The organism is Micromonospora sp. NPDC049645, from assembly GCF_040675155.1.
GTDB lineage: Bacteria > Actinomycetota > Actinomycetes > Mycobacteriales > Micromonosporaceae > Micromonospora.
This window is the reverse complement of sequence record NZ_JBFAOI010000010.1, coordinates 177270-196782: the sequence shown is the minus strand read 5'-3', so window position 1 is coordinate 196782 and position 19513 is coordinate 177270. Positions and strand designations below refer to the sequence as shown.

The window sequence follows — 19513 nt, the reverse complement described above, 5'->3', positions numbered from 1 at the left end:
GGGGCTACGTCCCGGACCCCTCGCGCCTGCTCCGTCGGTGTGGCACGGAGGAGGAGTCTCTCGGGTTACCCGCAGCGTTGACCGTTGAGGTTGAAGGCGGTCGGCGACGGATTGGTGCCGCTCCACGTGCCGTTGAAGCCAGTGCTGGTGGATGTGCCGGGGGCGAGTTTGGCGTTCCAACCCATGCTGTCTGCGGTGACGCTCGTTCCGTTCTGTTTCCAGGTGGCCGACCAGCCCTGGCCGACCTTCTGGCCGGCGGTGGGGAAGTCGAAGGCGAGTTTCCAGCCGTCGATCGCGGTGGCGCCGGTGTTCTTGATCGTCACGGTCGCGGTGAAACCGCCCGGCCAACTGTTCGCCGTGTAGCCGACCGTGCAGCCGACGGTCGGGGCGGTGGGCGCGGTCCGCACGGTCAGGCCGGGCGAGGCCGCCGAGACGTTGCCCGCCGCGTCACGGGCGGTCACCACGAAGGTGTACGACGTGTCCGGCGTCAACCCCGTCACCGTGTACGTGGTGCCGGTGGCGCTGCCCACCTTCACGGTGCCGGGGGTGTCGACCCGGTGCACGTCGTAGCCGGTGACGGCGGTGTCGTCGGTGGACGGGGTCCAGGACAGCGCGACGCTGTCGCCGGTGATCGTGCCGGCGGTCGGCTTGCTCGGGGCGGTCGGCGCCTGGGTGTCGCCGGGCGTGCTGCCGCGCGGCAGCACCAGGTGGGTGATCGAGTTGGCCGGGAAGGTGGCCGTGAGGCCGCCGGCGGTCACCGGCTGGTCGGCCTCCCGGACGACGCCGGCGAGGTCCGAGCCGCTGTAACGGTAGACCTGGGCGGTGCTGGCGGAGACGCCGGTGAGGGCGATCGGGCTGGTCAGGTCGTCGCCGGTCTTGTTGACCACGACCACTGTGAGCGCCTTGTCGGCGCTCCGTTCGGCGGCGTACACGGCCAGTCTGCCCTGGTCGGCGCTGGTCGCCCGGACGGAGGTCTCGCCGAACGCGCCGCCCTTGCCGTCGTAGTTGCGGTAGACGCGGAAGGCGTTGGCCACCGGCTGGTCGGCCGTCGGCGCGGTCCAGAGGGTGGCCAGGTCGAGCCCTTCGCGGCCGAAGATGCCGAGAACGTCAGCCTGGGCGAGCGCGCCGTTGAGCGACCCGAAGCCGCCCCAGTTGTATTCCGTCATCGCGATCTTCGTGCCCGGGTAGTGCTGGTCCACCAGCTCGCGCAGCCGCGGAATGTACCGGACCGGCTGGTTGATCCAGCTCTCGTCCACGTAGGTCGGGTCCCAGAGTTGGCGGGTGGAACGCAGTCGCAGCGCCTGGGTGGTGGCGTCGCCGGCCGCCTCGCCGAGCACGCCGGCCTGCTGCGGGTAGAGGTGGACGTCGAAGTAGTCGAGGATGCGTGTGCCGTGCTGCTGCTCGTACTCGCGCATCCGGTCCAGGTACCACGGGCCGAGGTCCTGGCCGCCGTGCGCGGCCTTGTCCGGCGGGTTCGACCAGCAGCCGGTGCGTGAGCAGGTGTCCTGGTCGAGGCCCGAATAGAAGATCGAGTTCAGGCCCCAGCCGACAGGACCGAGCGTCTGTGCGCCGGGGTCGGCAGCTTTGATCGCGGCGGCGTACCCGTAGGTGCGGTCGCGTAGCTCGTCGTAGCCCAGCCCGGTCGGGCGGACGTCGCGGTGGGTGGAGTGCCACAGGTCCGGCTCGTTGTCCAGGTTGTAGAACTGGACCCCGCCGTCGGCGGCGGCGCCGAACTGCCCCTTGAGGTGGTTGACGAAGTCGGTGGCGTACTCCGGACCGACGGCGACGCTGGTGTCCTTCGGGTCGTTGCCGGTGACCGGTGACCCGTCCGGCTTGATGCCGTTGCCGCAGTCCGGTGCCCACTGGTCGGTGGACTGCTGCGGGCCGTACTTGGCCACGCTGAAGCCACACGCCCGCGACCGGTCCTTGGCGATCCAGCCGAGCATCGGCATCGTCATGACCGTGGCGGCGCCGGTGGCCTTGTTCTGCCGCACGAACCGGTCGCTCTCCGAGCCCTCCGGAAGGTCTTCCGGACTGGGGTTGTCGTTGGGGATGTTCTCGAAGTACCAGTCCGATGCACGGTTGGTGGTGTCGGCACGGAAGTTGTAGCGGGTGGTGGCGTTGCCGCCGTAGCGGTGCACCGGCAGTCGCAGGTCGCGGGCGAGTGCCTCGTCGGCGAAGTTCATGCCGTAGATGTACGGGCTGATCTGGTGCCGGGCGGCCGTGGTGTCCACGGCCAGCGCCGGCCCGGCCGCGGCCAGGGCGGGTTCCGGCAGGGCCAGACCGCCGAGGGCCGTGGCGAGCACGACGGGGAGTAGAGCTGTGGTGGGTCGCACGAGCATTCCTCTCGAATAGGAGCTCGACGATGGGAGCGCTTCCACAGCGTTGCGCTTCCCTGGCTCCGAGTCAACGCCGGAAAACCTGTTGTGGTGCATATCGAATCGATCTAACTCGACCCGTGTCCGGCCGGGCGGAGCCGCTCGATCGGTGACCTTTCCGGCGCTCGCCGAAGAGTGGGCCACAGCGGGTGAAGGGGCGCGCCTCGTCGTGCTCGGCTACGCCGAGCGGTGGTCAGGGGCGGCGGAGGCACGGTCGGATTCGTGAGTCGCAGGCCGGCGTCAGGCCCGCGCATGGGTGCTTCGGTTCCTAAGCTCTCAGTCATGAGCGCCGAGGAAATCGGTGATGAGGGTAGCGAGCTCCGGCGGCCGTTCGGCGACCATCGCATGGCTGGCGCCGGCGAGATGCCGCACCCGCAGAGACGGGTTGTCCACAGCGGCAAGCCGTTCGGCGGTGGCCTTGCGGTACGCCTCGTACAGGTTGTGGAACGGCTGTTGTTCGGGCAGGTCCTCGGTGGCGAGAACGAGCAGCAGCGGGCAGCGGACGTCGCGGTAGGCGGGCATCAGGTCGAGGGAGTCCATGGCGTTCCGGAGTTGCCGGGTGAGGTCCGGGGCGGGCCGCAGACGGCCACGTCCGTCGTCGCCGGCCACGAGGTTGCGTTCGAAGGCCGCCACCCAATCGTCGGGTGCGGCGCCGTAGCGCTGGGCCATGGCCCGCTGCCCCGCCAGCATGGCGGCCACCTGTTCGGCGGCTAGCGGTTCGGCCAGCATCGCGGCCATCCCGTCGAAGACGGCCCGCAGCTTGGCCAGCTCGGTCTCGGCCTGCTCCGAATCCAGCCCGGCGAGCTGGTCCGGACGGTTCAACGGCGGATTGCCGTCGAGGCTGACGGCGCCGGGGCACTCCGGGTGACGCTGCGCCCAGAGGGTGGCGAGCATGCCGCCGAGGGAGACGCCGACCACCGCTGGGGAGGTGAGGCCGAGGTGGTCGGTGACGGCAGTCAGGTCGGCCAGTACGTCGTCCCAACGCCAGGGGCCGTCTCCGGACCGGCCGTGACCGCGCAGGTCGACGGTGACCACCTGGTGGGTCGGGCGCAGCTGCTCGGCGAGGGTGGTCATCTGGGCGAGGTTGCCGCCAGCGCCGTGGAGGAGCAGCAGCGGTTGTCCGGGTCCGCCGAAGTCGCGGATCGCGATAGGCACCGTTCCGGAGTCGACAATGGTCTCAGACACGTCGGGTTCCTTGTTTGAGCAGTCGGTCGCGTACGGAGGCGGAGCGCACGCCGCCTTCGGGGTGGCGGGCGAGCTTGTCGCGGGAGACCAGGTCGTGGACGCCCTGGCGGGTGATGCCGAGCATGGCGCCGGCCACCGCGTACGACACGGATTCGGCGGTCGGGTGGCCGACCCGTCGCGCGACGGCCCGGCCGAAAGGGCTGCGCCACCAGTCGATGGGTGGGTCGAACGGTCCGTCCCCCGGGTAGAGGGTGGCGATCGCGCGCATGACCACGCTGACGGCGGCCCGGTCGTCGCCGCTGATGATCGTGCTGGCCCAGGATTGGGCCCGCTCGCGAATGAGGGCGCGCAGCGGGTCGATGAGGTCGTGGCCGTCGACCAGGATTTCGAGGGGGTCGAGCAGGCGGATGTCGATCAACCGGATGAGATGCTCGGTCAGTTCCTCGTGGGTTGGCGACATGCTGCCTCCTCCGTTACTTGACACCCATCGTCAAGTACTTGACGATGGGTGTCAAGTGCGATGACGCGGTGGGCGGTACGGACGACCGGTGGCCGGGCAACAACGGCGTTACCGCTACGCGGAACCGCCGGAGAACGCGGCGCTGCGCGGCGGCGACTTTGCCGGAGCCCTGGGTGCCGTCCAGGAGGGGAGGGGCTACGGCTTCTCGGAGACGTAGACGCCGGACACACGGTGTCGAAGCGGGTCGGGCGGTATGGGTTCGGGTCCCGCGGCGATAGGTTGGTGGGTGATCTGATCGACCAGGGTGCGCGTACTGGTTGGCCCAGCCGGCACCACCAACCTCGGAGCCATCACCGGCAGCTGACCCTCGCCAATGGACGTAGGAGGAGGCAATGCAGGCGATCCAGAAGGTCCGCCATCGCCAGGCCGATGTCGGCGGCCTGGAGGTGTTCTTCCGCGAGGCCGGGCGCCCCGGCCGGTCGACCGTACTGCTGCTGCACGGGTTCCCGAGCTCGTCGCACACATTCCGGGAGGTGATGCCCACACTGGCCGACGTCGCGTACGTGGTCGCGCCTGATCTTCCCGGGTTCGGCATGTCCTCGTCGCCAACCGTCGACAAGTACGACTACACCTTCGAGAACCTCTCACGGACGATCGAGACTCTCCTCGACCAGCTTGGGGTCGAGCGCTTCTTCGTCTACCTGCACGACTTCGGCGCACCGGTCGGATACCACCTGGCCACCCGTGCCCCGAATCGCATCCGTGGCCTCATCGTTCAGAGTGGCAACACGCACGAGGACGGCCTCGGCGAGCAGTGGGACAGCGCCAGGGCGTACTGGGCCGACCCGACCGACGACAGGCGCGCCGAGCTGCCGAACTGGTTGAACTTCGCCGGCACCCGTGACCAGTACCTCGCGGGGCTGCCCGAGTACCTGCGTACGCTGCACCCTCCCGAGTCGTGGCACCTCGACTGGGAGCGGATGAGCCGACCCGGCAACGTCGACGCGCAGTTCGCGCTCTTCACCGACTACGCCAGCCACGTCGCCCGCTTCGATGAGATCGCCGAATACCACCGGGCTCATCAGCCGCCGGCGCTAGTGCTGTGGGGACGACGCGACGCGTACTTCGATGTTGACGAGGTCCTCGCCTACCACCGCGCCCTCGATCGCATGGACGCGCACATCTACGACGGCGGGCACTTCTTGTTGGAGACGCACGCGGCCGAGTGCGCCAAGCTCATGCGGGCGTTCGTGCTCGACAACGCTTGAGCTGGTTCGCCGCTTCATGCGGACGGCCTCGGATCAGATCTTGCTTTGGGCGCGGGTTCGGGTCAGCGGCGTGGCCGCACCAGCCCCGCGTCGAACGCCGCGATCACCAACTGTGCCCGATCTCGCACGGCCAGCTTCGCCAGCAGGTGCGTGATGTGCGTCTTCACCGTCTTCACCGAGATCGTTAGGGCGGTGGCGATCTCGTCGTTCGACAGGCCGCCGCCGATCAGTGTCAGCACCTCGACCTCGCGGCCGGTCAGCCGCCGCAGTGCCGGAGTCGGCCGGTCCGGTCGGGGGGCCGTGACGTAGTGCGCGACGAGCCGGGTGAGGATCGACGGCGCGAACAGCGATTCACCCCGGTGGGTACGGCGGATCGCCTCGATCAATTCCTCGGGGCGGGCGTCCTTGAGCAGGAAACCCGCCGCTCCCGCGTGCAACGCCTCGTAGACGTACTCGTCCAGCTCGAACATGCTCAGAACCAGGACCCGGGCCGTGGACAGTGCCGGGTCCGTGCAGATGCGCCGGGTGGCCTTGAGGCCGTCGAGGTGCGGCATCCGGACGTCCATCAGGATGACGTCGGGTCGGGTGGTACGGGCGCACGCCACGGCATGCGCGCCGTCGCCGGCCTCGCCGACGACAGCCAGGTCCGGCTCGTTGTTGATGATCATGGCGAGGCTGTGTCGAAGCAGTGCCTGGTCGTCCACCAGAAGCACCCGGATGCCGCTCACGCCGCCTCATCCCGGATCCGCGCGGTGAGCCGAAAACCCGTGTCGACGCGCTCCGCCGACAGCGTGCCACCGAGAAGGTCGATCCGCTCCCGTAACCCTGCCAGCCCGTGTCCGGCGCCTGGCGATGCCCGCCATCCGTCGACTGACGGGCCGGTGTCCACCGCCGTGACCACCACGTATGCGTTGTCCCGATATACCCGCACCCGCACGTCCGTCGGTCCCGCGTACCGCGCGGTGTTGCTGAGCGCCTCCCGCACGGTCTTGCAGACGGCGACTTGTACACCCTGCGATACCGGGCCGAGCGGCTCGATCGTCAGCCGTGTCCGGAGCCCTGCGAGCGATGCCGCGTGCGCGATGCCCGGCAGGTCGTCGAGGTTGTCCACCGGCGCACGGCGGCTGGCGGCCGACGGTTCACGCAGGACCGTGAGCATGCGGCGTAGCTCGGTTGTCGCGTGCCGGCTCGCGTCCTCGATGTCGGTGAGCGCCATCTCCACCTCGGCAGGCTTGGGTAGATGCCGGGTGGCCGCCGCGCGGACGGTGATCAGTCCCAAGCCATGCGAGACGATGTCGTGCAGGTCGCGGGCAATGCGCAACCGCTCGGCGAGCACCGCCTCGGATGCGGCCCAGGCGGTCAGCCGCGATTCGTACACGGCTCGATCGGCGCGAGACCGTCGTACCGCCCATACCGCAGCCGTCACCGCGCCGCCGACTATCAGCGGCGGCAAGACGACCGAGAAGGGGCCCTGCGCGCCGACCGTGCACATGGCCATCACCAGCACGCTGATCACCACGGTGACCACCGGCACCGCGCTGGACCGCGCGGTGGGGCGCGGATGGGCGTTCACCAGCCTGACTTTAGCTCTCAGACCAGGGTCTGACGGTCCGTGGACCGACTCGGTCGTCAGGATCCGAGAGCGGTCCGATGTGCGAGGGCCGAAACAACTGTTGACTCAGTTCATGATCACAATCGAGAACGTCAGCAAGATCAAGAGCAGGACTCAGATCCTGTACGACGTCAGCTTCGAGGCCCGCCCCGGACGGGTCACCGGCTTCCTCGGACCGAACGGAGCCGGCAAGACATCGGCGCTGCGTATCCTGCTCGGCCTGGACCGCCCCCAGAGCGGAACCGCGCTGATCCGCGGACGCCCGTATCGGAAACTGGACCGTCCGCTCACGACCGTCGGCGCGCTGCTCGACGGCAGCGGCGCGCACCGGGCCCGCACGGCCCGCGCTCACCTGCGCTGGGTAGCCGCCAGCAACGGCCTGCCGAACTCCCGCGCCGACGAGGTCCTTGAGGTCGTGGGCCTGACCGGAGACGCGCGCAAGCGAGCCGGCCGCTTCTCCCTCGGCATGAGCCGCCGGCTGGGACTCGCCACCGCGCTGCTCGGCGACCCTGCGGTGCTGGTCCTGGACGAGCCGGTCAACGGCCTCGACCCGGCCGGGATCCGCTGGATGCGCGAGTTCCTCAAAAACAGCGCCGCGCAGGGCCGCACGGTCCTGGTCTCCAGCCACCTGATGGGCGAACTGGCCGAGATCGCTGACGACGTCATCGTCATCAACAAGGGCAGGGTCGTGATCCACGGCCGACTCGCCGACGTCACCGGCGGCCATCGCACGCTCGAGGACGCCTTCTTCGCGCTGACCGCCGCCGAGGCCGGTAGCCCGTGGTGAGGCTGATCCGCGCCGAACTCCGCAAGCTGCTCGGCCTACCCACCGCCTGGATCGGCCTTGTGCTGGGCACGCTGACAGCACCGGTGATCGTCCTGCTGAACGCGCCGTACACCCGCCGCGCGATCGCCGCCGGCACCCTCACCGACCCATCCGACCTGGGCATGCGCGACCTGGGTGTCGGCCTGATCGGTCCGATAATCCTCGGCGTGATCGTGGTGAGCAGCGAATACACGTCCACCGGTCCGGACACCCCCGGTGCCCGCCAGCTCACCGCGACGCTCGTCGCAGTTCCCGACCGGCTCCGTCTGCTCGTGGCGAAAACCACCGCGCTCGTGCTCGTCGTCGCGGTACAGGCGACGGTCACCACAGCCGCCACCCTCACCCTCACCCAGGTCCTGCACGGCATCCACGCCCCAGCACCCGCCCCGGCCCGAGTCGCCGCCGCGATCCTCTACTGGACGCTGACCGCACTACTGGCGTATGCGATCACGCTGATCACTCGCAACGGCATCGTGCCGCTGACGCTACTGATCATCAACAGCTCCGTCGTCTCAGTGTCCTACCTGCTGACGAAGGTCACCGACCTCGCTTCCTATCTGCCGGACATCGCCGGAGCGCAGATGTTCATCGGCACCGCGGGCTTTCCCGTGGAGATCGCCCCGGTGACCGCCGGCATGGTGATGACGGCCTGGGTCGTCGCGTTGCTCGGCCTCGGCGCCGTCCTGTTTCAGCGGCGGGACGTATGAACACCGCCCGCGCTGAACTGCGCAAACTGCTGACCCTGCCGTCGCTGCGCCGGACCGCACTACTGACCTGTGCCGCCAACCTGCTGCTGGCGTACGCGTACGCGGCTGCCGAGTCCCGCGGTGAGCCGCTCGGCGACGACGCCGCGCTGGCCCCGCTCGGCTACACCCAGGCCGGCTTCCTGGTCCTCGGCGTGCTGGCGGCCGCGTCCGAGTACCAGGAGGGCGACCAGATCCGCACCACGCTGCTCGCGATGCCCCGGCGCCTGCCACTGCAGGCGGTGAAGGCTGCCGTGCTGGCTGTGGTGACACTTCCGGTGGCCGCGGTGACGGTGGCCACCAGCACTCCTGCGGGCGGTGCGGGCACGTGGATGCCGGCCGCGACGGCCTACCTGACGCTCACCACGCTGCTGGGGGCGGCAGTCGCCAGTGTCGTTCGCCGCTCAGTGCCCGCCGTGGTTCTGCTGCTCGGTCTGTACTTCATCGCCGGCCCGCTGCTGCGTGCCCGGACCGCCACCAGCGCCGCCTACCTGCCGGACACGGCCGCCCTCGACCCGTCCCGCGGCGCCGCCGCCACGATCACCTGGACTCTCGCCGCACTGACGCTCGCCGCTGTCACTCTCCACCGCCGCGACGCCTAATACCGCACCTCAGCGACGCGCGCCCTCCCGCGCGTGCAGCAGCGGTAGGCCCGTTGCGTACCGCCGGAAGAAGCCGGCGGTCGGGGTGTCGGCGGCAGCGACGGCGTCCGGGGGGCCCTGCGCGACCACCGCGCCCCCGTCCGGACCGGCTCCCGGTCCCAGGTCGATCACCCAGTCCGCCGACGCGGCGACGGGGATGTCGTGTTCGGCCACGACGACGGTGTTGCCCGAGTCGAGCAACACGTCGAGGGCGTCCACCACACGCTGGATGTCAGACGGGTGCAGGCCCGAGACGGGCTCGTCGAGAACGACGAGCCCGGCTTTGCGGCTCGCCGCACCGCGCTGGATCGCGGACGCCAGTTTCAGCCGTTGCGCCTCGCCGCCGGACAACTCTGTGGCGCTCTGCCCGAGTTGGAGATAGCCAAGCCCCACCTGGTTGAGGGCCCGGAGCGTTTCCGCGAGCTGCCGGGGCTCAGGGAAGTGCTCCGTGGCCTCGGCGACGGTGAGTTCCAGCACCTGATCGATGGCCAGCCCCAGGAAGGTGATTTCCAAGGCCTCCGGCTGGTAGCGCCTCCCCTCGCACGCGTCGCAGACCACCCACACATCTGGCAGGAAGTGCATGTCGACCAGCTTGCGGCCATACCCGGTGCAGGTTTCGCAGCGCCCGCCACCCGCGGTGTTGAAGCTGAACCAGGAGGCGTTGACCCCGCGCTCGCGCGCCACGTCGGTCTCGGCGAACAGCTTGCGGACGATGTCGAAAACCTTGCTGTAGGTGGCCGGGTTGGACCGCGGCGTCCGCCCGAGCGGTTCCTGATCGACGACGGCCACCCAGCTGAACCCCTCGATGCCGGTCACCTCCCGCACCGTGTCGGTGGCCGTCCCGGTCAGGGCGGCCTCCACGCTCGCCCCGAGCGCGGCGAGGAGGCTGCTCTTACCGCTGCCGCTCACCCCGGTCAGGCAGGTGAGCCGACCGGCGGGGAACCTCACCAGATCCGCGTTCACGTTGTGCGCGCGCAGGCCGTGCAGTTCCACCCAGCCGGTGTCATTCCCGACCGGGCGGCGGGCCCGTTGCAGCCGCGGCCCCCTACCGGCCAGGTAGCGCCCAGTCAGCGACGTCGGGTGCGCTTGCACGTCAGCGGGAGGCCCCGACACCAGGACCTCCCCGCCGAAGCGACCCGCGCCGGGTCCCATATCGATCACCCAGTCGGCTCGGGCGATCAGCTCAGGGTCGTGCTCGACGAGGAGAACGCTGTTGCCGGCCTCGCGCAGCTCCAGAGCGATGTCGAGCAGGTGCGCCTTGTCCGCCGGATGCAGCCCGGTCCCGGGCTCGTCCAGGACGAAGATGATGCCGCTCAGTTCGGTGCTGAGCTGCGCGGCGAGCCGGGTCCGCTGCAACTCACCCCCGGACAGTGTCGCCGCGCTGCGGGACAGCTGGAGATGGGCCAGGCCGAGCCGGTCAAGGATTCCGAGCCTGCGGCCCAGGTCCTGCAGCAGCGGCTCACCGACCTCCCGCTGCCGGGCGCCCAGGTCGTCCGCCACGCGCCTCGCCCAGCTACGCACCTCCCGTACTTCCACTTCGAGCAGGTCGGGGTAGGTCAGTCCACCGAGCCGCACGGACCGGGCCACCTGGTCGTACCCGCTGCCGTCGCAGGTGCCGCAGGGCTGTTTGCGCATGTACGGCAGGTAGCGCTGCTTGGCGCTGGACGTCTGGGCGTTCATGAACACCCGTTCCACCTCGGCGAGCGCGCCCCGCAGCGGCTCACTCGAGGTGTAGGTCACCAGGGCCGTCTCATTCTTGTTCGTCATGTCGACGGTCGCCTCGATCTTCTCGTCGCCCGTGCCGTGGAGCACGCAGTGACGGAACTCCTCCGGCAGCGACCGCCACGACCGGCCGAGGTCCACGCCCCGCTTCTCGGCAAGCGCCGGTATGAACGCGTGTTCCCCTGATCGCCATTTCGCGTACCAGGGCGAAGCCCCCTCGAAGAGCGGACGCTCCGGGTGGGTGATGACCAGGTCTTCCTGCGCCTGCCAGCGCCCACCCACCCCGTGGCAGTCCGCACAGCTCCCTTCCGGGCTGTTGCGATCGAAATGAGCGGTTGTCAGATGCCCATCCCCGATCGTCACCGCCGGGTCTGGGCCGATCCCCGGGAGGCGCGAATACAGCAGCCCCAGGTGCCCGTCGATGCCGGTGATTGTCGCGACCGTGGAACGGGGGTTGCGGTTCAGACGGCGCTGGTCGACCGCGAGCGTCGCGCCGAGACCCAGGATGCGGTCGACCTTCGGCCGGTTGCGCTGGGTGATGTACTGCCGGACGAACGGCGAAAGCCCCTCCAGATACCGCAGCTGGGCTTCGTTGTGCAGGGTGTCGATGGCCAGCGAGGTCTTGCCGCTGCCACTCACGCCGGTGAAGGCGACGAGCCGCCCCTTGGGGATGCTCACGGACACGTTCCGCAGATTGTTGGTGCGAGCCCCCACCACCTCGATGGTCTCGCGCCCCATACCCGCGACGTCCCCTACGAATACGGTCAACCTTCGTCCACCCTCTCGCGATGCAGCAGGACATGGGCGCGGAGTCCCCACGCCGAAAGAGCGGTCACGTCACCACGCGGCAGGTCGTCATTAACGGCGCGGAGCGGCCGCCGCACAGATTTCTCAGCACGTGGCCGGTCCCGATGCGACCCCGCGCTGCGGATCAGGACCGGGATGCCGCGGTGACCTTTGCGATGTCGGGGGCATAAGCGGTCATCCAGCGCGGATGCAGCCGGTAGTAGACCACGTCGTTGTCCCAGTCGAAGAGGCTCTCGCCGTAGAAGTTTTTGAGGTACCCGAGCAGGTCCGGCCAGTCCGCGGCCGGCTCGCCGTGCTGGGGGTTGAGGACCTCCACCGTCCCGTGCGTGAACACGCCCAGGTCCTCACCGCGCAGGTGCGCGGCGCTCACGGCGGGCCGCGCCGCGAGATGACGCGCCTTGGCCGCGCCGCGCGACGTGCCGAAGAGCCACTTGCCGCGCAGGAAGTGCCCATCCACACCGCTGATCCGCGGCTCGCCCTTCGCCGTCACGGTGGACACGGCGAGAGTGCACATGCCGGTGAGGACCTGAGTGAGCTGCTCCGCGGTCAACGTTCGCTCAGTGCTGATGATCGAGCGGAGGTGCGAGGTGGAACGGGAGAGGGAGGTATCAAGCAGCGCCTGAAGCTCTTCCAGATCTTCTGAAGTTTCGCGCACGAAAATCCCTGTCTGTCGTATCTATCCGGCGTCATGGCTCACGCCCTCATCGGCGCCAGCAACAAACCCATCCTCGACCCAAAACCTGACACCTTGTGTCATGTTTGTTCATCGGTCTGGCAGGCACCACCCGGGTGGCACGGCAGGCTGACGACGCTCGCGGAGCATCGGCGGACGAGTGTCACGGCGGCGGCCCACCTGTGCTAGTGGTCGTCGTCGTGGGCTGCCTGGCGGTCGAGAAGTTCCCGCACGGCGGCCTGGTACTGCGGCTGGGTGTTGTACGGCCAGTGACGTTCGATTGGTGGTGGCACGGTGTCCGCCGGATCGATGGTCACGGCGCGGGGGTCGCGCAGCCGGAGGTCGACGGTGTCGGTGGCCTCGTTACCGCACGGGAACGGCGCGTCGCGGTGGCGGCCGAAGAGAGGTCCTCCGATCGGGTCGGTATCTCGCCACAGGTTGCGCCACCGCCAGTCGAGTCGATCACCGAGCTCGCAGAGTGTCTGCTGGCCGAGGTAGGCGGGGTAGAGGCGGGCGTAGATGCGCCGCAGCGGGCAGCCGTGTGTCAACAGGGAAACCTGGGGCAAGAGCGCCGGTGGCAACTGCAGGATGGTGGCTGCGGCCAAGGCCGAGCCGTGACTGTGCCCGGAGATGACCACCGGGCCTTGTTCGGCGAGCGCGGACACCCGCTTGGCCAGCTCGGGCACGGCGCGGGCGGCGTAGCACGGGGGCGCGAACGGGTGCACGGTGCGCGGCCAGAAGGTGCCCAGGTCCCACAGGACCGCGACGAGCCGTCGGGTCTCGGGTGACCGGTAGGCGCGGAAGCCCAGAATCAGCAGCCCGATAACAAGCAGGCTGGTGATCCAGATCCCGGCGTCGGTGACATACGCGGCGAGCACAGCTTTCCCGTCGTGCTCCCCGCTGATCCTGGCCGCGAGCTGGGTGGGACCGATTCCGACCAGATCGAGCACGACGGTGGCCAAGCCGACCGATGAGATGACGAAGAAGGCGATCAACACAGGTCCGAATTCTTCGGCGATGTGGGATCTAGCGATGATGTCGCGGACCACACCAAGTCGAGGGGCCACGGCGGTGGGGGCGTCCGGATAGTCCTCGTCGACGACACGTTGAGCACGGGCTCGTCGTGCTCGGCGGCTGGCCAGCAGTGTGATGGCGGCGGCCACCGTGACGATCAGGAGGGCGATGAGCCCGGCCAGGGCAGCCCACCAATATGCGACTGGCGGCTCCAGCGGCCCGAGTGCTGGCGGGTTCGGTCGGATCGGATCGGGGATATGACCGCGGTCGAGCTGGTCGGCGACCCGAAAGACCAGAGCGGCCGTGAAGGCGGAGGCGACGCTGACCGACATCGCCGCCACGAGCGGCGTGCCGAATCCGCGCAGGACCGGGCGCGCCCCGTCCGGGGGTGTTCGACGCCGTGTGACCGTGAGCACGCCGATCATGATGAGCAGAACTCCCTGCACCGCCACCAGGCCGGTGATGGTGCCCTCGTAGCCCGGCAACTGCCCGGCCACAACCGGAACCTCGTACGTGAACGCGGCGTAGCCGAAGCTCAGGACGGTCACGACAACGACGATCACCCACAGCAGACGCAGGAAGCTCCGATCTCGGCCATGCCCCTTCGGCGCTGGCAGACACAGCAACGCCACGCAGAACGCGACCAGACCGAGGGCGGCGTCCAGCAGCAGCGAGCCGACCGGACTCTGCCCACCCGCGGACAGAGCGAGGAGCAAGCCGACGTCGACCGTGCCGGCGCCGAGCCCGACGTGAATGTGCCGCAACCATGACGCGACCCGCTCGTCGTCCCAGAACCCCGGCGCGCTCAACTTGTCGGTCATCTGCATTGGCTGCTGCCGCGTAGACGCGCCGAAACCTTCGAAGGCGCGCGCCGATCGGGCGCCGATCGCCCAGAACAGGCGTAACAGTGCGAGCGGAACCAACGCCAGCACGGCCAGGCGAGGACCCATCGGCAGCGCCGCGAGCCAGGACAGGTAGGAGCGGTCGGCACGGCACTCGACGTATGGCACGCACTGCCAGCCCACCAGGTTCATCGTGGCACCGACGACCGCGAGCGTGAACGCCACCGTGAGGGAACCCGCGAGCAGGCGACACAACGCACCCAGTAGACCGAACCGGTCGGGCGCTGTCGGGCGTAACCAGATCGCGACGTTGCCCAGCATGAACGGCAACAGCAACAGCATCGAGGCCGTGCGCACCGCCGCGCCAGCAGTCAACGCCCCCCAGCGATAGGCCTCGACGACCACCCCCGCACTCGCACCGCCGGGATCGCCGGCGCCCGGTCGGACCCGGTAGAACCCGGCATGCCGGTCCCCTGCCACCCGCACGGTCAGCGGATTACCGAGGATCTTTTCCGCCGACGCGCCCGACACTCCATGCACACGCAACTCGACAGCCTCGGCGCCATCCGCTGTTCCCACACCGACAGAGTCACAAACGACCACCGTCAGGCGATGCCAAACCGTCGAACTGGCTGGACAGGACGCCACGGTCGTGGCAGGTGTTGCTCAGACATGCCAACACCGTCGGCGAGCTCGTCGTACCGCCGCAGAACTCTCGGATCCGCCGGCGCCCGTCATCGACGACGTCGATGACCTGCTGGTGCTGCGTGGCGGGCAGCCCGCGCTCCACGTAAAGATCATCTTCTGCCCGTTCCAGTCCGTAGCAGCTCGGACAGGTGGTCGCTGCGGGCCCGCTGCTCGGCCACCCGCGCCGCGTGGCCGCGCTGCTGCCGGGCGGCGTTGCCGAGCATCCACGACACCCCGATGAGCAGCCAGCCGACGATGATCAGCCCGGGGCCGCCCAGCCACCAGTACGACTGACCTGCGGCCGGGGTGGTCGACACGAGACCGGCGACCGCGAGCGCCACCGCCACGACCACCGGCACCCACAGCCGCCGAGGCATGGCCAGGGAGACCGGATGGAGGGCGTAGGCCGGGGCCAGGAACGGATCATTCAGCACGTTGAGCGGCAGCTGTCGGATGAGTTTCCTGCTTTGCGCAAGCTGGTGGCCCAGGGGTTCCACGTCGAGCCGTCGGTCGACCGGAACCAGGTCGTCCGTCGCGAGGACCAGCCCTGGTCCCGGCCGATCGGCCGATCAGCAGTTCTCGGTGGTGTACTGGACCCACGGGTTGAGGTACGCCCCGCTGATGAAGCCGGAACCACCGGTGCTGAAGCGCGCGTGCCACCAGACGGCGATGCCGTTGACCGTGTCGCCGCGCGTGGCGCAGTCCAGGTACGCCGTCACGCCGCGATTCACCTGGCCATAGGCGGTGCAGGAGGTGTGTGGCCCGGTGCGGTAACGGACACCGTCGGCCGTCACCACGGCTGCACGGCTGCTCCGGTCCGACCAACCCTGCCCACAGGCCGCCGACGCCGGCGTCGCGGGCACAACGTAGGTCACCGCCGCCGCGAGCAGCGCGATCCCTGCCAGCCGGGCACTCATTCGACGCGTAGTCATCGGCTTCCCTCCACAAAGGTGACTTGCAGCTCAGCATATATCGATAGATGTCCTCGAAGCTCTCGCTTCGCAGTAGGCGTCGGGCCGCTACGGACGGCGCCGGCTCCACCATCATCAACTCGAGATCTGCGCGCCGGTTGGACCGGCGGCAGCCGCACGGGCGTCCGAGACGACGGACTCGACCCACAATGCTCGACACAAGACAAAAATGGGTGGCCTCGCAAGTGCGTCCCGCCCTATCTTGCAACGGAATTCTCCTTCTCCGAACCACTCACGAGAGGACTTCACCCCGCGTGACGCCGCCTGCTCTGTAGACCTGACACCTTCCCGCATCGGTCGCCGACGTCGCCGTCGGCTCATTTCCCATGCCTTCCGTCAGGTCTTCAGAGGGATCATGTCTACGCAATCTCATATCGTTCCGTCCTGGACTCTCCGCCGCGCCCACCTTCCGCTGCTTGCGTTTCCCTGCGTCCACCGCCATTCCGGCCTCGGTAGCACTGGCAAGTTCCTCGACAGCCTGGTCCTGGTCACCGGCGTCTCCTGCGACCGCACCAGCGCAATTGCGGTTCACGAACGGGTCCCGGTCCGGTACCTGGATCCGATCCTCTTGAGGGGCCACTCCGGCAATTCCTCCCGCCGTGGGCCTGCGCTGGGGCGAGGGGCAAGGTGGCCCTGCCCCGGACTGCCCCATGCGGCGGTCCGCGCGCGGTCGCTCATGTTCGGGCGCGAACGACGATCAGGGGCGGCCCGATACCGGCGACGAAGCTGACCAGGCTGTACGGCCCGGACAGTCCCGCCGGACAACGGCGGTGCTCCAGGGCGAAGCTCAGCAGGTGCCGTTCTGCACCGGGTGGTGGATGACGACAGCGCCGCCGGTGGCGTAATTGGCGACATCGGTGGCCACCTGCTGGCCCTGCGTCGATGCCCGGTCCAGACGGATCCCTCGTCGCTCCTTCGTAACGTGGAGTCCCGCGGGCCGACACGCCGCCGGTTCTACCAGTGGCACGACCGGCGGCGTGCCTCTTCTCGCTTGTCAGTCGGCGTCGGGCGCCCGCCAGATGCGGCTCAGCAGATCGGTGCCGCGGATGACCTGCACGCGCCACGGGGTCAGCCGCAGCACGTGCAGCTTCGGGTCGGCCGGGCTGCGCCAGAAGTTGCCGAGAGGGTATCCGACTCCGGTCGGGCTGGTCCGGGCATAGAGCTGCCACACGTACCGCTTGGTTTCGAGGTCGCTCACCCACTCGGTGACCGTGTCGATCGCCACCGCGTTCTGCCGGTGACTCCAGTACGAGAACGTGGCGTGTGGGTTGTTGGCCAGGTGTGCCGCCTTGACCGGCGTCTTGTACGTCGCCAGCCAGCCCAGCGGCTGCCCGTCGACTCGTTCCCACACCGCGATCAGCACCCGGGACCGGGGGCGGCCCTTGACGTCGACAGTGGTCATGGTGGCGTAGCCGATTTCCCGCAGGTACGCGTCGAACTGGTCCTCGATCACCGAGAACGTGGAAACCCTGGTCGCCATCGTTGCTCCTGCTGGTCAGACCGCGGTGTGGACGGCGGCCGGCGTCGGCGCCTGGGGCGTCGTGGTCTTGCGACGTAGGCCGGACGCGGTGATGAGCGCGGCGAGGATGGCCGCGGTCGCGGGCAGCAGCAGGCCGTTGCGGATCGCCTCCAGGCTGAGTTCCTCCCCGCCTCGGGTGCTGATGGTGGCCATGCTCACCGCGGTCACCGCGGAGATGCCCAGCGCCGTGCCGAACTGCATCGAGGTGTAGAGCAGGCCGCCGGCCAAGCCGTACTCCTGCTCGTCGACACCGTCGGTGGCCGCCATCGTCAACGGACCGTAGGCCAGCGAGAAGGACAGGCCCAGCAGCACCATGCTCGGCAGCATCGCGGCGTAGGTCCAGTCCGGCGCTACGGGCAGGAACAGCGCGTAGGCCAGCGCGGCGAGGATGACGCCGCCGAGGAGCACCCGCACGTTGCCGAACCGGTTGACCAGCCACGGCGTCAGGGTCGGAGCGAGGATGGTGTCGATCCCGACCACCAGCATGGCCAGTCCGGTCTGCAGCGGGGTCCAGCCCCGCAACTCTTGCAGGTAGAGGGTCACCATGAACTGGAACCCGGCGAACGAGATCATGAACAGCAGCGCAGCCAGGTTTGTCCGCACCAGCGGGGCCGACCGCAGGATTCCCAACCGGACCAGCGGGTTGGCTGTGCGTCGCTCGATCAGGACGAAGATCCCCAGAAGAATCACGCCCGCGGCGAGTACGGCCAGGGCTGATCCGAGACCCTCCATGCCGTGTTCCAGTCGCACCACACCGTAGGCGAGCAGCAGCAGGGCGGCCGTGGCGCTCACCGCGCCGGCCAGATCGAAGCTGTGCGCCTTGGGGATTTCCTGCCCGTTGTCCTTCAGCAGGGCTACGGCGGCGAGCAGGACCACCGCGGCGAGGATGACCGGGGCGAAGAACACCCACCGCCAGCCCGCCGAAACCAGCAGGCCGCCGGCGACCAGGCCGAGGGAGAAGCCACCGGCGGCCGTGCCGGCGTACACCCCCAGTGCCTTGTTGCGCTGCGGACCCTCTGGGAAGTTGCTGGTGACCAGGGCCAGCCCGGCGGGGGTCATGAACGCGGCAGCCACCCCGGTGACGAAGCGCGCCACCAGCAGCATCCAGCCCTCGGTGGCGAAGCCACCCAGCCCAGAGAAGATCAGGAAGACCAACAGCCACAGCAGGAACATCCGGCGCCGGCCGAGCAAGTCGGCTGCCCGCCCGCCCAGCAGCATGAACCCGCCGTACCCGAGCACGTACGCGCTCACCACCCCGCTGAGCGTCCCGGTCGACAGCCCGAGATCCTGCCTGATCGCGGGCAGCGCCACGTTCAGCATTGCGACGTCGATCCCCTCCAAGAAGATCGCCCCACACAACACGAACAACACGCCCCACGCCCGCCCGTCCATGCGGGTGTTCGACGTAGACATTTCGACTCCTCTCGGAAGGCGCAACGCCCTCCGGTTCTCCCGGCGCATCCCGGTTCCCTCTTGTAACCGACAGCATCATCAGGGCACCATTACGAGCCATGGAAGACGGAACTTCTGGGCCCCTCGGTTATTGCGGGGATACCGACGCCGACTACGACGTCCTGCAGTGGGACACCCGCGAGGACTGCGAGGTTCGCCAGATCCTCGACCGAATCGCCGACAAATGGTCACTGCTCGTCATCGCGCTACTGGACCGACGCAGCCTGCGCTTCACCGAACTGCGGCGCCTGATCGACGGCATCAGCCAACGCATGCTCGCCCGCACCCTCCGGCATCTGGAACGCGACGGGCTGGTCAAGCGGACGGTGCACCCGACCGTGCCGCCCCGCGTCGACTACGAACTCACCCGGCTCGGCGGCACCCTTCACGCGACAATCCGGACGCTGGTGACGTGGACCGAAGCGCACCAGAACGAGATCGCCACCGCCCGCGCGGCCTACGACAGGCGCGTCGCCGCGGAACAGGCCCAGGCCGAACGCGAGGCAGCAGAACGAGACGCCATCGCCCGGGACGTCCTCGCAGGCCGCCGCTGACACGCCACCGCTTCAGGTGCGCACGAGCAGGGCAACCAGTGGCTTTCCCGGGATGCTGTCCAACCGGCTGGCCACGTTACGTCGGCGGCCCGGAACCACGGCGCACCGTGACACCCGGTCTCCCAAAACGCGGACAGGAGCTGCGGCCACCGTCGGCAG

General features: G+C 69.1%; 19 protein-coding genes. 6 read left to right on the top strand and 13 right to left on the bottom strand.

Annotated elements, in window-relative coordinates; translation table 11 throughout:
- Positions 1 to 65: 65 nt before the first annotated feature.
- The 3 genes from AB0J33_RS22650 to AB0J33_RS22640 all read right to left on the bottom strand — a co-directional run bounded on the left by AB0J33_RS22650 (position 66) and on the right by AB0J33_RS22640 (position 4023).
- Positions 66 to 2342 carry a glycoside hydrolase family 44 protein gene (locus tag AB0J33_RS22650; protein ID WP_363616003.1) on the bottom strand — a complete coding sequence of 759 codons (2277 nt, stop codon included), beginning with the start codon at positions 2340 to 2342 and terminating at the stop codon, positions 66 to 68.
- A gap of 312 nt (positions 2343 to 2654) precedes the next feature.
- On the bottom strand, positions 2655 to 3563 hold the full coding sequence (locus AB0J33_RS22645) for an alpha/beta hydrolase (protein WP_363616002.1): 909 nt from the start codon (positions 3561 to 3563) through the stop codon (positions 2655 to 2657).
- On the bottom strand, positions 3556 to 4023 hold the full coding sequence (locus tag AB0J33_RS22640; RefSeq protein ID WP_363616001.1) for a hypothetical protein: 468 nt from the start codon (positions 4021 to 4023) through the stop codon (positions 3556 to 3558). Before AB0J33_RS22640 ends, AB0J33_RS22645 begins: the two co-directional genes overlap by 8 nt.
- A gap of 88 nt (positions 4024 to 4111) precedes the next feature.
- Between AB0J33_RS22640 and AB0J33_RS22635 the strand changes: the two genes are divergently transcribed.
- On the top strand, positions 4112 to 4240 hold the full coding sequence (locus AB0J33_RS22635; protein ID WP_363616000.1) for a hypothetical protein: 129 nt from the start codon (positions 4112 to 4114) through the stop codon (positions 4238 to 4240).
- Between the two features lie 175 nt (positions 4241 to 4415).
- Positions 4416 to 5291 (top strand): alpha/beta hydrolase, encoded by an 876-nt coding sequence (locus tag AB0J33_RS22630; RefSeq protein ID WP_363615999.1) that lies wholly within the window; start codon positions 4416 to 4418, stop codon positions 5289 to 5291.
- 62 nt (positions 5292 to 5353) lie between these two features.
- On the opposite strand, the gene AB0J33_RS22625 is transcribed toward AB0J33_RS22630, so the two are convergent.
- Both AB0J33_RS22625 and AB0J33_RS22620 read right to left on the bottom strand, forming a co-directional pair.
- Positions 5354 to 6019, bottom strand: a complete 666-nt coding sequence (locus tag AB0J33_RS22625) for a response regulator transcription factor (RefSeq protein WP_363615998.1) — start codon at positions 6017 to 6019, stop codon at positions 5354 to 5356.
- The gene (locus AB0J33_RS22620; protein ID WP_363615997.1) at positions 6016 to 6819 is read right to left on the bottom strand and encodes a histidine kinase; all 804 of its coding nucleotides are present in this window, start codon (positions 6817 to 6819) and stop codon (positions 6016 to 6018) included. The genes AB0J33_RS22625 and AB0J33_RS22620 overlap by 4 nt, the downstream gene beginning before the upstream one ends.
- Between AB0J33_RS22620 and AB0J33_RS22615 the strand changes: the two genes are divergently transcribed.
- The 3 genes from AB0J33_RS22615 to AB0J33_RS22605 are packed head-to-tail and all read left to right on the top strand — an operon-like array spanning position 6812 to position 9074.
- Complete coding sequence (locus AB0J33_RS22615; protein WP_363615996.1) at positions 6812 to 7690, top strand: ATP-binding cassette domain-containing protein; 879 nt, start codon at positions 6812 to 6814, stop codon at positions 7688 to 7690. The two genes, AB0J33_RS22620 and AB0J33_RS22615, sit on opposite strands and share 8 nt — an antisense overlap.
- Complete coding sequence (locus AB0J33_RS22610; RefSeq protein WP_363615995.1) at positions 7684 to 8436, top strand: hypothetical protein; 753 nt, start codon at positions 7684 to 7686, stop codon at positions 8434 to 8436. Before AB0J33_RS22615 ends, AB0J33_RS22610 begins: the two co-directional genes overlap by 7 nt.
- The gene (locus AB0J33_RS22605; RefSeq protein WP_363615994.1) at positions 8433 to 9074 is read left to right on the top strand and encodes a hypothetical protein; all 642 of its coding nucleotides are present in this window, start codon (positions 8433 to 8435) and stop codon (positions 9072 to 9074) included. Before AB0J33_RS22610 ends, AB0J33_RS22605 begins: the two co-directional genes overlap by 4 nt.
- Before the next feature lie 9 nt (positions 9075 to 9083).
- Here the strand turns inward: AB0J33_RS22605 and AB0J33_RS22600 are convergent, their stop codons facing one another.
- The 8 genes from AB0J33_RS22600 to AB0J33_RS22565 form a co-directional block, all read right to left on the bottom strand.
- Positions 9084 to 11573 (bottom strand): excinuclease ABC subunit UvrA, encoded by a 2490-nt coding sequence (locus tag AB0J33_RS22600; protein WP_363616034.1) that lies wholly within the window; start codon positions 11571 to 11573, stop codon positions 9084 to 9086.
- A gap of 193 nt (positions 11574 to 11766) precedes the next feature.
- The gene (locus AB0J33_RS22595; protein WP_363615993.1) at positions 11767 to 12297 is read right to left on the bottom strand and encodes a pyridoxamine 5'-phosphate oxidase family protein; all 531 of its coding nucleotides are present in this window, start codon (positions 12295 to 12297) and stop codon (positions 11767 to 11769) included.
- A 203-nt stretch (positions 12298 to 12500) separates the two neighbouring features.
- A complete protein-coding gene (locus tag AB0J33_RS22590) occupies positions 12501 to 14711 on the bottom strand; it encodes a hypothetical protein (protein WP_363616033.1) in 2211 nt (736 codons plus the stop codon).
- A gap of 49 nt (positions 14712 to 14760) precedes the next feature.
- Complete coding sequence (locus AB0J33_RS22585; RefSeq protein WP_363615992.1) at positions 14761 to 14961, bottom strand: hypothetical protein; 201 nt, start codon at positions 14959 to 14961, stop codon at positions 14761 to 14763.
- A gap of 7 nt (positions 14962 to 14968) precedes the next feature.
- On the bottom strand, positions 14969 to 15292 hold the full coding sequence (locus AB0J33_RS22580; RefSeq protein ID WP_363615991.1) for a hypothetical protein: 324 nt from the start codon (positions 15290 to 15292) through the stop codon (positions 14969 to 14971).
- Positions 15293 to 15427: 135 nt separating this feature from the next.
- On the bottom strand, positions 15428 to 15790 hold the full coding sequence (locus AB0J33_RS22575) for a hypothetical protein (RefSeq protein WP_363615990.1): 363 nt from the start codon (positions 15788 to 15790) through the stop codon (positions 15428 to 15430).
- A gap of 1033 nt (positions 15791 to 16823) precedes the next feature.
- Positions 16824 to 17309 carry a pyridoxamine 5'-phosphate oxidase family protein gene (locus AB0J33_RS22570; RefSeq protein ID WP_363615989.1) on the bottom strand — a complete coding sequence of 162 codons (486 nt, stop codon included), beginning with the start codon at positions 17307 to 17309 and terminating at the stop codon, positions 16824 to 16826.
- Positions 17310 to 17324: 15 nt separating this feature from the next.
- Entirely contained in the window at positions 17325 to 18761 is a 1437-nt protein-coding gene (locus AB0J33_RS22565; RefSeq protein ID WP_363615988.1) for an MFS transporter, read from the bottom strand.
- 98 nt (positions 18762 to 18859) lie between these two features.
- Between AB0J33_RS22565 and AB0J33_RS22560 the strand changes: the two genes are divergently transcribed.
- Entirely contained in the window at positions 18860 to 19354 is a 495-nt protein-coding gene (locus AB0J33_RS22560) for a helix-turn-helix domain-containing protein (protein WP_363615987.1), read from the top strand.
- The last annotated feature ends 159 nt before the right edge of the window (positions 19355 to 19513 follow it).

What these genes read in the sequence shown, in the direction of transcription:
- AB0J33_RS22600 (WP_363616034.1), bottom strand. Translation starts at nt 11,573, where the DNA reads ATGGGGCGCGAGACCATCGAGGTGGTGGGGGCTCGCACCAACAATCTG.
- AB0J33_RS22560 (WP_363615987.1), top strand. Translation starts at nt 18,860, where the DNA reads ATGGAAGACGGAACTTCTGGGCCCCTCGGTTATTGCGGGGATACCGAC.
- AB0J33_RS22570 (WP_363615989.1), bottom strand. Translation starts at nt 17,309, where the DNA reads ATGGCGACCAGGGTTTCCACGTTCTCGGTGATCGAGGACCAGTTCGAC.
- AB0J33_RS22650 (WP_363616003.1), bottom strand. Translation starts at nt 2,342, where the DNA reads ATGCTCGTGCGACCCACCACAGCTCTACTCCCCGTCGTGCTCGCCACG.
- AB0J33_RS22575 (WP_363615990.1), bottom strand. Translation starts at nt 15,790, where the DNA reads ATGACTACGCGTCGAATGAGTGCCCGGCTGGCAGGGATCGCGCTGCTC.
- AB0J33_RS22565 (WP_363615988.1), bottom strand. Translation starts at nt 18,761, where the DNA reads ATGTCTACGTCGAACACCCGCATGGACGGGCGGGCGTGGGGCGTGTTG.
- AB0J33_RS22640 (WP_363616001.1), bottom strand. Translation starts at nt 4,023, where the DNA reads ATGTCGCCAACCCACGAGGAACTGACCGAGCATCTCATCCGGTTGATC.
- AB0J33_RS22605 (WP_363615994.1), top strand. Translation starts at nt 8,433, where the DNA reads ATGAACACCGCCCGCGCTGAACTGCGCAAACTGCTGACCCTGCCGTCG.
- AB0J33_RS22630 (WP_363615999.1), top strand. Translation starts at nt 4,416, where the DNA reads ATGCAGGCGATCCAGAAGGTCCGCCATCGCCAGGCCGATGTCGGCGGC.